Origin of the sequence: Pseudoalteromonas lipolytica (assembly GCF_900116435.1) — a bacterium.
In the GTDB taxonomy this organism is placed as follows: Bacteria; Pseudomonadota; Gammaproteobacteria; order Enterobacterales; family Alteromonadaceae; genus Pseudoalteromonas; species Pseudoalteromonas lipolytica.
Window position 1 is genome coordinate 16,420 of the sequence record NZ_FPAZ01000020.1, and the last position, 13,271, is coordinate 29,690.

Genomic DNA, 13,271 nt, shown 5'->3' on the forward strand with positions numbered 1-13,271 from the left:
CCCATGCGAAAACACAGACCCACCATTCGAGACCACTCGGCTGAAGCAAATTTATTTGCCCGTCGAGCATTTGTGGGTTTTGTGTTTGTTACCCTGCTTATTGGTGTCTTGTTATCAAATTTATACAACATTCAGGTTATTGATCACCAAGACTATCAAACACGTTCAAACGACAACCGCATAAAAGTAATACCAATTGCGCCTAATAGAGGCTTGATTTACGACAGAAATGGGGTGTTACTTGCCGAGAACAAACCCGTTTACAACCTTGAAGTCATTCCTGAAGAAGTTGATGATCTTGACAAAGCACTGGCTGCTGTTGAGCAACTAATTACGATAAGCGAACAACAAAAAGCCGACTTTTTAGACGATATCAAACATAATCGCCGCTTTAAAAGCCAAGTGCTTAAAGCACGGTTAAACGAAACCGAAGTAGCCACGTTTTCAGTAAACCAACATAAATTTCCAGGGTTCAGTATTGAAGCGCGTTTAGCACGCTATTACCCGTATGGCGATACACTCACTCATGCCTTAGGTTATGTTGCCAAGCTAAACAAAAAAGAACTCACTAAACTTGAAGCCGAAGACCAAGCAACGAATTACCGCGCCACTCATGACATTGGTAAGCTTGGTATCGAAAAATACTATGAAGAGTTACTACACGGTGTTGTTGGCTCACAACGCGTTGAAGTAAACAACCGTGGTCGCGTTATCCGTACTCTCAGTCTGACTCCGCCAGAGCCGGGCCACGACTTAGTGTTAACCTTGGACATTGGCTTGCAACAAATAGCCCAGCATGCCTTAAAAGACATGCGTGGCGCAGTGGTCGTGCTTGATGCAAAAGACGGGGGCGTGCTGGCAATGTATTCAAACCCAAGTTATGACCCAAACTTATTTGTGCATGGCATTAGCAGTAAAAACTACAAAGAATTATTAAATCCAGACCGCCCACTTATTAACCGTACTACGCAGGGTCGCTATGCTCCGGCATCGACGGTTAAGCCCCATATGGCCATTTTAGCCCTCGAAGAAGGTTTGGTAACAGAACAAACACAGATATGGGATCCGGGCTTTTTCCAAATTCCGAATGTTGAACACAAATGGCGTGACTGGAGACGTTGGGGCCATGGTCATGTCGATGTTTACAAAGCGATTGAAGAGTCATGTGATACCTACTTTTACGATGTTGCCTACCGACTAGGCATCACTAAAATCAGTGACTTTATGACTCAATTTGGCTTTGGCGAGCTCTCTGGTATTGATATTCATGAAGAAACAACGGCAATTATGCCATCTAAAGAATGGAAAGAAGCCCGTTTCAGAGAATCATGGTGGCGAGGCGATACAATCTCGGTGGGTATCGGACAAGGTTATTGGACCGCGACCCCGATGCAAATAGCCAATGCAACTAACATTTTAGTTAATAAAGGCATTGATCATCCACCTCACCTTGTGCAAGTAGCCAAAAAAGAAAACGAAGTAACGCAAATCAATAATGATGAAAAACCCCCTGTACAACTTAAAAACCCACATCATTGGCAAATAGCCCTCGATGCAATGCACAACACAGTGCATAAAGTAACCGGTACAGCACACAAAGCGTTTAAAGGTGCAACCTATGACCCAGCCGGTAAAACCGGAACGGCGCAGGTAGTCAGTATTGCTCAAGGCGAGCGATATGATGCAGAATCACTCAAAGAACGCCAACGAGATAACGCAATATATATTGGCTTTGCCCCTTATAATGACCCACAAATTGTGGTGTCGGTGGTCGTCGAAAATACCGGTGGGGGAAGTACTGTTGGTGCGCCAATTGCGCGCCAATTAATGGATTACTACTTTTCTGCTAACCCTATAAAACTTGCTCAAAGTGATGCGCCATGATCCCATTAAATAAAAAACGCTCGATTTGGCAGCGCCTTCATCTTGATGTACCTTTGCTGATTGCGCTCATGCTCATGATGGTCGCAAGCCTTGCTATTGTATACAGTGCCAGTGGTCAAGATTCTGCGATGATGATCCGCCATGCTACACGTATGTTTGGTGCTGTACTGGGCATGTTTATTCTGGCGCAGTTTTCACCGAATACCTTAAAAAGCATGGTCATTCCTCTGTATTGCTTGGGCTTATTAATGCTCGTTGGCGTGTTGTTCTTTGGTGTCAGTTCCAAAGGCGCGCAACGTTGGCTTAATTTAGGTATCACGCGTTTCCAGCCTTCCGAATTAATGAAAATAGCCGTGCCAATGATGGTTGCCTGGTACATTGGCCGTAATCACCTGCCCCCACGCGCGATTCATTTAATCATTGGTTTTGTAATTGTGATGGTGCCGACCATTTTAATTAAAGAACAACCAGACCTAGGAACGTCAATCTTAATTGCCAGTTCAGGTATATTTGTGTTGTTTTTATCAGGCTTAAGCTGGCGCTTAATTGGCTTTTTCTCAGCCGTTGTTGCACTCGCTGCATGGCCATTTTGGCATTACGGAATGCATGACTATCAACGTCAGCGAGTACTCACCTTTTTAGACCCTGAAAGTGACCCTTTAGGCTCGGGTTATCACATTATTCAATCAAAAATAGCCATTGGTTCCGGGGGAATTGAAGGTAAAGGCTGGTTGCAAGGGACCCAATCGCAACTTGAGTTTTTACCCGAACGCCATACTGACTTTATCTTTTCGGTACTCAGTGAAGAATTTGGTCTATTTGGTGTTTGCTTACTGCTGTGCATGTATTTATTTATTATTGGTCGTGGCTTGTACATTGCCGTAAATGCACAAGACGCATTTGGTAAACTACTCGCTGGAGCCTTAACCCTGACTTTCTTTGTCTATGTGTTTGTGAATATAGGAATGGTTTCTGGCCTATTACCTGTCGTTGGTGTCCCCTTACCCTTAATTAGTTACGGGGGGACTTCTATGGTGACCCTGATGGCTGGATTTGGCATTATTATGTCTATCGCCACCGATAAAAGGATGCTGTTAAAATAATGACCCACTTAATAAATGCCCTTTTAATCGCGCTTATCTGTGTTGTGCTCAGCGCATGTAGCTCACCGTCGTCACAACAAGGACGCTATGCAATGCAGCATGATGCAGCGCCACTGCGAACACCGACAGAACTTGAAATGCAAGATGCTGTGGTCACTGCTGTTATCAAAAGCGCCAGTGCAAGCCGCCCCTACGAGGTGAGAGGAAAGCGCTACACGCCCATGCTAGATGAAACGGGCTACTCAGAAGAAGGCATCGCTTCTTGGTATGGTCGAAAATTTCACAACTACCACACTTCGAACGGCGAAATATACGATATGTTTGCCATGACTGCAGCTCACAAAACACTGCCGCTGCCAAGTTTTGCTCGCGTCACGAATTTAGATAACGGCAAATCAGTGATTGTGCGTGTTAATGATCGCGGCCCTTTTCATGACGATAGACTGATCGATTTATCTTATTCTGCAGCATATAAGCTTGGCTACTATCGTCAAGGTACAGCCCGTGTTAAGGTTGAAGCCATTACACTTGCAAATTCTGCCCCTCGTTTAAGTTACATACAGGTTGCAGCGGGAAGTACTCTTTCTAATGTCGAAGCGCTCGCGTTTCAACTTCGCCAGCAATACCATGTGCCAACAAACATTGTTGAAAAAGACGGGATCTATCGTCTGCGTCTAGGGCCAATTAAAGATGCTGCAGAAGCACAATCCGTTTTAGATAAATTAAAACAAAACCAATTTCAGAACGCGTTCTTGCTTTACAGTGAGTAAGACCTTTAGAATAGGTTAACGCGACATGTTTAACTTCAACCATTAATGAGTACGATGAAATCTATAAAATATAAAATCTTAAGTGGCGTTTGTGGCCTTGTTTGCACTGCTAGCGTATTTTCTGCAACAGCCCAAATCATCCCCGCCCCACCTCAAGTTAATGCTAAAGGTTACTTTTTGGTTGATTTCACCACAGGAAAAGTAATTGCCGAAGGCGAAGCTGATACAAAACTAGCACCAGCAAGTCTGACCAAAATGATGACCAGTTATGTCATTGGTACAGAAATTAAAGCAGGTAATATCTCACCGACCGATATGGTAACAGTGAGCGAAAAAGCATGGGCAAAGAACTTTCCAGAGTCATCAAAAATGTTTATCGAAGTGGGTAAACAAATCAGTGTTGATGATCTTAACCACGGTATCATAATCCAATCAGGAAATGATGCGTGCGTAGCAATGGCAGAGCACATTGCAGGCAGCGAAAGTGCATTTGCTGATTTAATGAATGCCCATGCTGAAAAACTAGGCATGAGCAACAGTCACTTTGTTAATAGCCATGGTTTAGATACCAACGAGCACTTTACCACGCCACGTGATATGGCAACATTAGGCGCTGCACTTATCCGTGACGTACCTGATGAATATGAAGTTTATGCAAAAAAATCATTTACTTATAACGGCATTAAACAATACAACCGTAACTCATTGTTATGGGATGAGAGCTTAAACGTAGACGGAATTAAAACAGGCCATACCTCAGAAGCGGGTTATAGCTTAGTTACCTCAGCAACCAAAGATGATATGCGTTTAATTGCAGTTGTAATGGGAACTGAAAGCGAGCGTGCACGTAAGGTAGAAAGTAAAAAACTACTTAACTACGGTTTCCGTTTCTTCGAAACAATCACACCCTATAAAGCAGGTGACAGTTTTGCAGAGCAACGTATTTGGATGGGTAATAAAGAAAACGTATCGTTAGGTATTTTAGAAGATACACCCATTACTATCCCACGCGGTCAACGTAAAAACTTAAAAGCGAACTTTGAGCTTGATAAAACCTTAGAAGCCCCACTGGCGAAAGGCACTAAAGTAGGCACACTTTTCTTACAGCTTGAAGGTGAAGAAATTGCGCAATATCCACTTGTTACCTTAGAAGAAGTGGAAGAAGGTAGCTTCTTTAGCAAAATTTACGATTACTTACGTTTACAAATAATGTAAACCCGTAAAAAAGATTATAAACGCCTTGCACTGCAAGGCGTTTTTTTTTGCCTGAAAAATGATAGAATGCGCCCCATATCAGTCGCGCTGGGTCGAGTGCGTCGTAATCCAGTTTGCTTAACGCCAAGAAATGGCAAAGAAAACGTCTATTAAGCAGACCATTGTTTGAGGAGTCACCGTCGTGGTTCAACCTGTAAAAGATACTAAGTTTGACGAGTATTTAGATTTCCCTTGCCCATTCACATTTAAAATCATGGGCTTAGCTAATGTAAATCTGACAGATCAGATCCTAGAAAAGCTGCAACCCATTGCACCGGGCGATTACGCACCTAAGATCAAACCAAGCAGTAAAGGGAATTATGAGTCAGTCACACTTGTTGCTACGGTAACAAGCAAAGAGCACATCGAAGAAATCTATAACGTGATCAGCAACATCGATGACGTACGTCATATGCTATAGACTGATTACGGAGTAAGTCGTGAGCGAGAGAGAATTAATCGTTCGCCAATTAGGGCGACAGCGTTACATGCCAATTTGGCAAAAAATGCAATCATTTACCGATACCCGCGATGAGCACACAGCTGATGAAATTTGGCTTGTGGAACACGAACCTGTTTTTACACAGGGTCAGGCAGGTAAGGCAGAGCACCTTTTAAACACCGGTGATATTGAAGTGATTCAAGTAGACCGAGGTGGTCAAGTGACCTATCACGGACCGGGTCAACAAATGATGTACGTGCTGTTTAACCTTCGCCGTTTAAATATTGGCGTTCGTGAACTCGTCACTTGGTTGGAAGAGTGTATTATCGATACACTTAAAGATTATGATATTGAAGCCTATGCAAAGGCGGATGCACCTGGCGTTTATGTTAACGACAGTAAAGTTGCATCGTTAGGCTTACGCGTTCGTCGCGGCTGCTCTTTCCATGGTTTAGCACTGAATGTAAATATGGACCTAAGCCCATTTTTACGTATCAATCCATGCGGTTATGCTGGTATGAACATGGTGCAGACAACCGATCTCAATGGCCCACAGAACCTAGAGCAAGCAGGTTCAGGGCTTATTAAACACATGATTAAAAAGCTTAATGCTACTGTGGTTAAGCACACTGAAGGGTTTGAAAACGAATGAATAAACCAGTCAAAATGGAACCAGGCGTAAAACTGCGTGATGCTGAGAAAATGGCGCTGATCCCAGTGAAAGTTTTACCAACAGAAAAAAACGAAATGTTACGTAAGCCAGAATGGCTTAAAATTCGTTTACCAAAATCAACAGAGCGTATTGATGGTATTAAAAGTGCCATGCGTAAACACGGCTTACACTCTGTGTGTGAAGAAGCATCGTGCCCTAACCTATCAGAATGCTTTAATCACGGTACAGCAACCTTTATGATTCTTGGTGCAATTTGTACGCGTCGCTGCCCGTTTTGTGATGTTGCGCATGGGCGTCCATTAAAGCCTGATGCAGCAGAACCAGAAAAACTAGCTCTAACGATTAAAGATATGAAGTTAAGCTATGTTGTTATTACGTCTGTTGACCGTGATGACCTACGTGATGGCGGTGCACAACACTTTGCTGACTGTATTCGTGAAATTCGTAAGCATAACCCAAATATCACCATTGAAATTCTAGTACCTGATTTTCGTGGCCGTATGGACAGAGCGCTTGATATCTTAATTGAAACGCCGCCAGATGTGTTCAACCACAACTTAGAAACGGCACCACGATTATACAAACTAGCGCGTCCGGGGGCTGATTATAAATGGTCATTAGAGCTACTTCGTCGCTTTAAAGAAGCGCACCCAGAAGTGAAAACAAAGTCTGGCCTAATGGTCGGTCTAGGCGAAGAAATCAGTGAGATTGAAGAAGTATTACGCGATTTACGTGAACATAACGTAGATATGCTCACGGTAGGCCAATACTTACAGCCTTCAAAGCACCACTTACCGGTTAAACGCTACGTGCCACCAGCCGAGTTTGATGGCTTAAAAGCTTATGCTGACGAAATTGGCTTCACACATGCTGCATGTGGCCCGTTTGTTCGCTCAAGCTACCATGCTGATCAACAGGCAGCAGGTAAAGAAGTTAAATAACACTTCTTATTAAACATTTAAAAGCCGCGCTATAAAATTTTATAGCGCGGCTTTTTTGTAGCTTAAAATATTTTGCTCTTCTCTTAACATTGCCTGCTGTTCATGAGCACGTAACAAAGCAAGCTCCTCAGCTGGTAAAGGCGTGACTGCAGGCACACACTCAAATTCCATCAAAGGCATAATGTGTCGAAAAACATAATGAACACGTTCAATATGAAACTCAGAGCTGACTAATAGTACTTTTTTAATCTCTGCACGGTCTAAAATAGGCTGTGCAAGTGTCGCATCTTCAAAGGTAAAACGGCTTGGGGCATGCGCCAAAAAGCGAGATACTGGAATACCTTGTTTAACTAAATACCGCTTGGTTAATTCGCCATGCGGATACGCACTTTTATTAAAGCTGCCAAAGCCACCTGTACACAATAGACTTGCATGTTGATGATCGCGAAAAACGGCGTAGGCTTTATCACAGCGTGCTTTCGCAATAACAGATAATCTGCCGTCAGGTTCATTTGGAGCGCCTAATACTACAATTGCCGTTTTCATCAGAAATACTATCGTTGATAACGCGCTAAAAACATTTTCACGGTTTCGCTAATCACTTTCTCTTCTGTGTCGCCATTTTGGCGCTCAAATCCATACAAAAGAGGATAAAAGATCAGCGATTTTAATTGATACACAAACTGTTTAGCCGCAAATTCAGCATCGTCAATATGTAACACATGCGCGTCACTGGCCGCCTCTAAAAAAGCCACTAAATCTTGCATGCAACCCATACTGTTGTTGGCGAGCGACTTAGCTAAATCGGGCTGTTGTAGCATTTGCATAAAAGCCACTTTCGCTATTTTTAAAAACTCTTCCGAGGTAAGCAAAGCCACCTCTTGCACAGCAATTTGTGTTAACTGCTCTGCAATCGGGTGTTGCTTATCAAAAATAACGGCTTTTTCTTGACGCACTTTTTCAAACATAAACACCAGAATAGCCTGAAACAGCACACCTTTATTTTCAAAATGATTATAAACAGTGCGTTTAGAAGCGCCCGCTAAGCTTGCAACCTGATCCATACTCGTCTGTTCAAAACCTTGTTGAAAAAACAACGTTTCAGCTGCATTCAAAATATCGAGTCGTTTTCTTTGTGATAATTTCATGTACTTCCCCCATGACATCAATAGTGTAACGCAAAAATAAAAAATGCACTAGATAGTTTACTTTTAAAGCAAACAATGAAAAACTACACCACTCAGTTTACTTATGGTAACGATATGAAATTTCTAAGATGGCTCGTAATCGCCACAGTATGCTTCATGGTCGGCGTGTTAATTATGAATAATCAAATTGCCGCTGAAGGCGTAAGTGATGACAGTCACTCAGCTCAATTAGTAGATGGCACCTTCTATAATAATGCAAAGGTTGAGCAGCCTGGTTTTAGAAAAACGCTGGGAATCTTCATACGTTTCATGACAGAAAAGAAAATTGATGCAGAACCCAAACACGAACTGCCTATGTATGCTTTATCAACACAGCAGCTTGCGTCTTTATCGAATGACAGCGTCCATTTTGTGAAACTGGGCCACTCATCAATTTTAGCTAAAGTGTATGGTGAATTTTGGCTGTTTGATCCTGTATTTTCCGAGCGAGCTTCGCCATTTTCGTTTATGGGACCAAAGCGTTTTCAACCTACGCCAATACGCATTAAACAGTTACCTCACATTGCGAAGGTTTTTATCTCGCACAACCATTATGATCATTTAGATAAAGCAGCTATCAAGCAACTGGCCGACAAAACCGACTCTTTTTATGTTCCGCTCGGTGTAGAAAATGATCTCATAAAATGGGGGGTAAAAAAGCAAAAAGTGCTTAGCTTTGATTGGTGGCAAGACCATACGACTACAAACAGCCAAATCGTTTTTACACCCACACAGCACTTTTCAGGCAGAGGCTTAACGGATAGAAACAAAACACTGTGGGGCTCATGGGCTATAAAAGTAAAAGACAAACGCTTTTATTTTAGTGGTGACTCTGGTTATTTCGCGGGCTTTAAAGAAATTGGCAAACGCTATGGGCCATTTGATATTACCTTTATTGAAACTGGGGCTTACGACCAAGAGTGGTCGAATATTCACATGACACCAGAGCAATCTGTTCAAGCGCATTTAGATTTACACGGAAATATCATGGTCCCAGTGCATAATGGCACATTCGATTTAGCATTTCACGCCTGGTATGAACCACTCAACCGCGTGACTAAAAAGGCTGTACAAGATCATGTCTCGCTAAGCACCCCACTAGTTGGCGAGGTATTCAGTATTCACGATCCTGCGATAAACAAAACCTGGTGGTAATTTTTCATGGCTGAAAATTGAATGATTATCTATTCATCCTGCATAATCAGTTGTTTGTAGCGTCTTTCTGGACAGCCCTCTTCTCGTCCCATATAGTGAAACTCTGTACAATCAACCAGAAAAACTATGACAACTTACCTTAAATACGCAAGTTTAGCGCTTGCCGTAGGTTTATTCGGTTGCTCTGAGCAACCAACCCCAAGCGCTGATGAAGCAAGCACTGATAAACTAAGCACATCCACGCTTGAAACCGTCAACATTGACAAAGTACGTTCACACATTAAAACGCTTGCCTCTGATGAGTTTTTAGGCCGTGGTCCACTCACAGAAGGCGAAACTCTGACCATTAACTACTTAGCTGACGAATACAAAAAGCTAGGCTTAACGGGCAGTTTTAATGGCAATTTTTTACAGCCAGTGACAATGGCAAAACTCACGCCTGATCAGAATATGACGCTAAAGGTTGGCGAGTTAAGCTTTAATGCTGGCAGTGATTTTACCGCACGCACGCAACAAATTAATCCAGAGATCAACATTGCTGGCTCTGACGTGGTGTTTGTTGGCTATGGTATTAATGCCCCAGAGTATAACTGGGATGACTTTGCTGACATTGATGTAAAAGACAAAACAGTTATTGTACTTGTCAATGACCCAGGATTTGCGACTCAAGACGACACGCTATTTACAGGCAATGCCATGACCTATTATGGTCGTTGGACTTACAAATACGAAGAAGGTGCACGCCAAGGTGCAAAAGCCGTATTTATCGTGCACGAAACAGCACCAGCCGCTTACCCTTGGGGAGTTGTTGAAAGCTCGAACACAGGCAGTAAATACACACTTATCGACCAAGACAATAATGCATCAGACATTCCTGTCATGGGATGGATTGATGAGCAGGCCGCAAATGAAATTTTTGCTCAAGCAGGCTTTGATTATCAAACCGAAAAAGCCAACGCATTAAAAGCTGATTTTAAGCCGCTTGATTTAAAAGTGAAAGCGGAGCTGACATTGAAAAGTGATATCTCCCAAGCACAATCGCATAATGTTGTAGCAACACTTAAAGGCAGTGAAACACCTGATGAATACATCGTTATTGGCGCTCACTGGGATCATTTTGGTACGAAGCAAACCGAAGAGGGGCTGAAGATTTATAATGGTGCTGTCGATAACGCTTCAGGCACCGCAGCCACTATTGAAATTGCCCGCATTTTGAGTGAAATGCATAAGAAAAAGCCATTCAAACGCTCAATAATCTTCGCAAATTTCACCGCAGAAGAAACGGGGCTAATTGGTTCAGAGCAATTCGCTACCGGCGAAATTGCCCCCACCAAACAAATGGTGGCACTGCTTAATATCGATGGTATGAACGTACTTGATGGCGTTGACTACATTTTACAATACGGCAAAGGCATGTCTGAAATGGAAGACTACCTAGCTGAGGCAGCACAGTCACAAGGACGTCACGTAAAGATGGATCCAAGACCACAGAATGGCTTGTTCTTCCGCTCAGATCATTTTTCATTGGCTAAACAAGGCGTGCCAAGCTTGTTATTTATGAGCTTAGGCGATACAGACCCCGACTATATTGCTCATAAATACCATAAAGAAGCTGACGACTATTCGCCGCAATGGTCAATGGGCGGTGTGAAACAAGACATTGAACTGATTGTTGATATTGCAGCCAAGCTTGCTAATAACGGTGATTGGCCAAAATGGAAAGCCGAGTCTGATTTCAAGGCTCGTCGTTTACAAGATAGGTAATACCCTATATTAAATACAAAAAAACCGAGCGACTAAGCTCGGTTTATTTACTTTGATACTTTATGACTTAATTTTAGCTTTTAAAGATAGCGCCTCTTCTTGCACTTCTTCTGGGCCATTGGCAATCACATCTTCAATTGCCTCTAACGCAGAATCAAAATCATCTATTTCGATATACGCTCGCGCTAAATCAAGCTTGGCAGAGTAACCCCCACTTTCAGCATCAACATCTGTAGGGTTATCACCTGCAAGCAAGTCATTAAAATCGCTAAGACCCACATCCATATCAACATCGTCATATGGTTCAAAATCAAGCGCTTCATCATCACTCTGTTCAAGCAATGAATCTATATCAACAAACTCATCGTCTGTTTGCTTAGAGGCTTGTTCATCTGAGGGTTCAATATCAGTTGAAAAGTCACTTTCGTCTGCGGCTTCAACTTGCAGGTCTTCATTTAACAGTGCATTGAAATCAACGTCGAACTCACTGGCATCCGTTATGTCTGTTTCATCCGGTTCGGCGAGCTCATTAAGCAATGCATCAAAATCTGTTTGCGTCAGATCTGCCATAAAATCATCATCGATTTCATCATCTGAAAGCTCACCGATACCGTCACTATCCGCAAGCGTAGATTCAATATCAGCCAGTGTTTGCGCATTATCTGCAACACTTTCTAGTTCAGCCTCTTCTAACTCAAACTCTTGTAAATCATCAAGCTCTGGTAGCGGGTCATCTACTGTTACTTTATTTTCAAGTTCAGCAGAGTCGCTTTCAGGCTCAAATGCATCAGCTTCAGTGAATTCATTATCGAGCAAAAGATCATCATCAAAATCATCTTCAAGCTGGTCAAGTTCATTGCCACCTGCGAGTGAGTTAGCTAGATCTTGCTCTGCTTGGCTCGGCTTTATCGTATCTTCGTTTTTGAGCTCTGTGTCATTATCATCTAACTCAAAACCTGCTTCATCTAGCTCAAGTTCTGGGTATTCCTCCAGTTCTTGGCTTGGTGTCACCGTATCTTGCGTTAAAGGTTCGTCTTCAATGTCTAAATCAAATTCATCGGTTAACTCGTCCTCGGCAAGCGGGTCGTCACCTAAATCAATTTCGACCTCTTCAAAGTCCTGCTCGGGTTCATCAATAGACCAATCTGGTGGGGCAACATAGTCTTCGTCTTCACCGATTTCGTTGAGCAGTTCATCAACACTTTTTAATGCCGGATCATCATATTCATCTAAGCGGTCATCTTCGTCTAACAGCTCATCACTGTCTTCATTAAATTCCTGATGCAGAGCTTCATCAATGTCTACTTCTTCTGTGCTATCAACTAATTCAGATGCCACTGATTCCACATTCATATCATCAATAGCTTGATCAGCATCAGCAAGATCAGCTAATGAGTCTTGTAGATTTTCGTTATGCTGCGCGTTGCTGTCTTCTTCGTTCGATAGGTCAGAGATTTGCGCTTCTGTCTCTTGCTTAAGCTCATTTGCTTCTTGAATGAGTTCATCAATATCATCGAGATCATCGTCTTCAGTAATCAGCGAATCATCTAACTCATCTTCATCATCAAGTGTATCGACGCCTGTCTCTTCATCGGCTTCATCTTGATCGGTTTCGACTTCATCAAGTAATGAATCAATGTCGTCAATATCAAGCGCGTCATCAAGCTCATTTTCATCAACCTGTTCATCGAACTCAGGTTCTTCATCAACTAATGGCTCTTCACTCTGTGCGTCTTCAATTGCAGCTTCATCCATTGCAACGTCATCAAGTAGTGAGTCAATGTCGTCAACATCAAGTGCATCGTCTAGCACGTCTTCGTCAACAGGCTCATTTTCATCAACCAACGCATCTTCATCAACTAGCTCGTCAACTTGAGGCTGGTCGTCAGCTTGAGGCTGCTCATCCTCTTCTGGCTCTTCACTGAGTGTTTGTTCAGTCGTTACTTCATCTGTTGCAGCTTCATCCATTACAACGTCATCAAGTAGTGAGTCAATGTCATCAACATCTAGCGCATCGTCTAGTTCATCTTCGTCAACTAGCGCGTTTTCATCAACTAGCTCGTCAACTTGAGGCTGGTCATCCTCTTCAGGCTCTTCA

At 42.8% G+C, this 13,271-nt stretch carries 12 protein-coding genes; 9 read left to right on the forward strand and 3 right to left on the reverse strand.

All coding sequences use genetic code 11. From position 1 onward, the window contains the following. Window positions 1–3: 3 nt before the first annotated feature. The 7 genes from mrdA (at window position 4) to lipA (ending at window position 7,067) form a co-directional block, all read left to right on the forward strand. Window positions 4–1,884: a penicillin-binding protein 2 gene (mrdA, locus tag BM378_RS17630; protein WP_074989688.1), complete on the forward strand. Its 1,881-nt coding sequence runs from the start codon at window positions 4–6 to the stop codon at window positions 1,882–1,884. Next, window positions 1,881–2,987 (forward strand): rod shape-determining protein RodA, encoded by a 1,107-nt coding sequence (rodA, locus tag BM378_RS17635; RefSeq protein ID WP_036967346.1) that lies wholly within the window; start codon window positions 1,881–1,883, stop codon window positions 2,985–2,987. Before mrdA ends, rodA begins: the two co-directional genes overlap by 4 nt. Further along, window positions 2,987–3,757 (forward strand): septal ring lytic transglycosylase RlpA family protein, encoded by a 771-nt coding sequence (locus BM378_RS17640; protein ID WP_036967342.1) that lies wholly within the window; start codon window positions 2,987–2,989, stop codon window positions 3,755–3,757. The genes rodA and BM378_RS17640 overlap by 1 nt, the downstream gene beginning before the upstream one ends. Window positions 3,758–3,811: 54 nt before the next feature. Beyond that, complete coding sequence (locus BM378_RS17645; protein WP_036967339.1) at window positions 3,812–4,972, forward strand: serine hydrolase; 1,161 nt, start codon at window positions 3,812–3,814, stop codon at window positions 4,970–4,972. A 181-nt stretch (window positions 4,973–5,153) separates the two neighbouring features. Beyond that, window positions 5,154–5,432 carry a DUF493 family protein YbeD gene (gene ybeD, locus BM378_RS17650; protein ID WP_036967336.1) on the forward strand — a complete coding sequence of 93 codons (279 nt, stop codon included), beginning with the start codon at window positions 5,154–5,156 and terminating at the stop codon, window positions 5,430–5,432. Window positions 5,433–5,451: 19 nt separating this feature from the next. Continuing rightward, window positions 5,452–6,105 carry a lipoyl(octanoyl) transferase LipB gene (gene lipB / locus BM378_RS17655; protein ID WP_036967333.1) on the forward strand — a complete coding sequence of 218 codons (654 nt, stop codon included), beginning with the start codon at window positions 5,452–5,454 and terminating at the stop codon, window positions 6,103–6,105. After that, complete coding sequence (gene lipA, locus BM378_RS17660; RefSeq protein ID WP_036967331.1) at window positions 6,102–7,067, forward strand: lipoyl synthase; 966 nt, start codon at window positions 6,102–6,104, stop codon at window positions 7,065–7,067. Before lipB ends, lipA begins: the two co-directional genes overlap by 4 nt. A gap of 39 nt (window positions 7,068–7,106) precedes the next feature. Here lipA and BM378_RS17665 read toward each other — a convergent pair whose 3' ends face one another. Further along, window positions 7,107–7,613, reverse strand: a complete 507-nt coding sequence (locus BM378_RS17665) for a YdcF family protein (protein ID WP_065978082.1) — start codon at window positions 7,611–7,613, stop codon at window positions 7,107–7,109. An 8-nt stretch (window positions 7,614–7,621) separates the two neighbouring features. Next, window positions 7,622–8,215 (reverse strand): TetR/AcrR family transcriptional regulator, encoded by a 594-nt coding sequence (locus BM378_RS17670; RefSeq protein ID WP_074989689.1) that lies wholly within the window; start codon window positions 8,213–8,215, stop codon window positions 7,622–7,624. Window positions 8,216–8,329: 114 nt separating this feature from the next. Between BM378_RS17670 and BM378_RS17675 the strand changes: the two genes are divergently transcribed. Both BM378_RS17675 and BM378_RS17680 read left to right on the forward strand, forming a co-directional pair. After that, window positions 8,330–9,409, forward strand: coding sequence for an MBL fold metallo-hydrolase (locus BM378_RS17675; RefSeq protein WP_074989708.1), 1,080 nt, complete (start codon window positions 8,330–8,332; stop codon window positions 9,407–9,409). Between the two features lie 126 nt (window positions 9,410–9,535). After that, window positions 9,536–11,173 carry a M28 family metallopeptidase gene (locus tag BM378_RS17680; protein ID WP_074989690.1) on the forward strand — a complete coding sequence of 546 codons (1,638 nt, stop codon included), beginning with the start codon at window positions 9,536–9,538 and terminating at the stop codon, window positions 11,171–11,173. 60 nt (window positions 11,174–11,233) lie between these two features. On the opposite strand, the gene BM378_RS17685 is transcribed toward BM378_RS17680, so the two are convergent. After that, the coding region (locus BM378_RS17685; RefSeq protein WP_305728396.1) for a FimV/HubP family polar landmark protein at window positions 11,234–13,271 on the reverse strand (2,038 nt) is incomplete at its 5' end.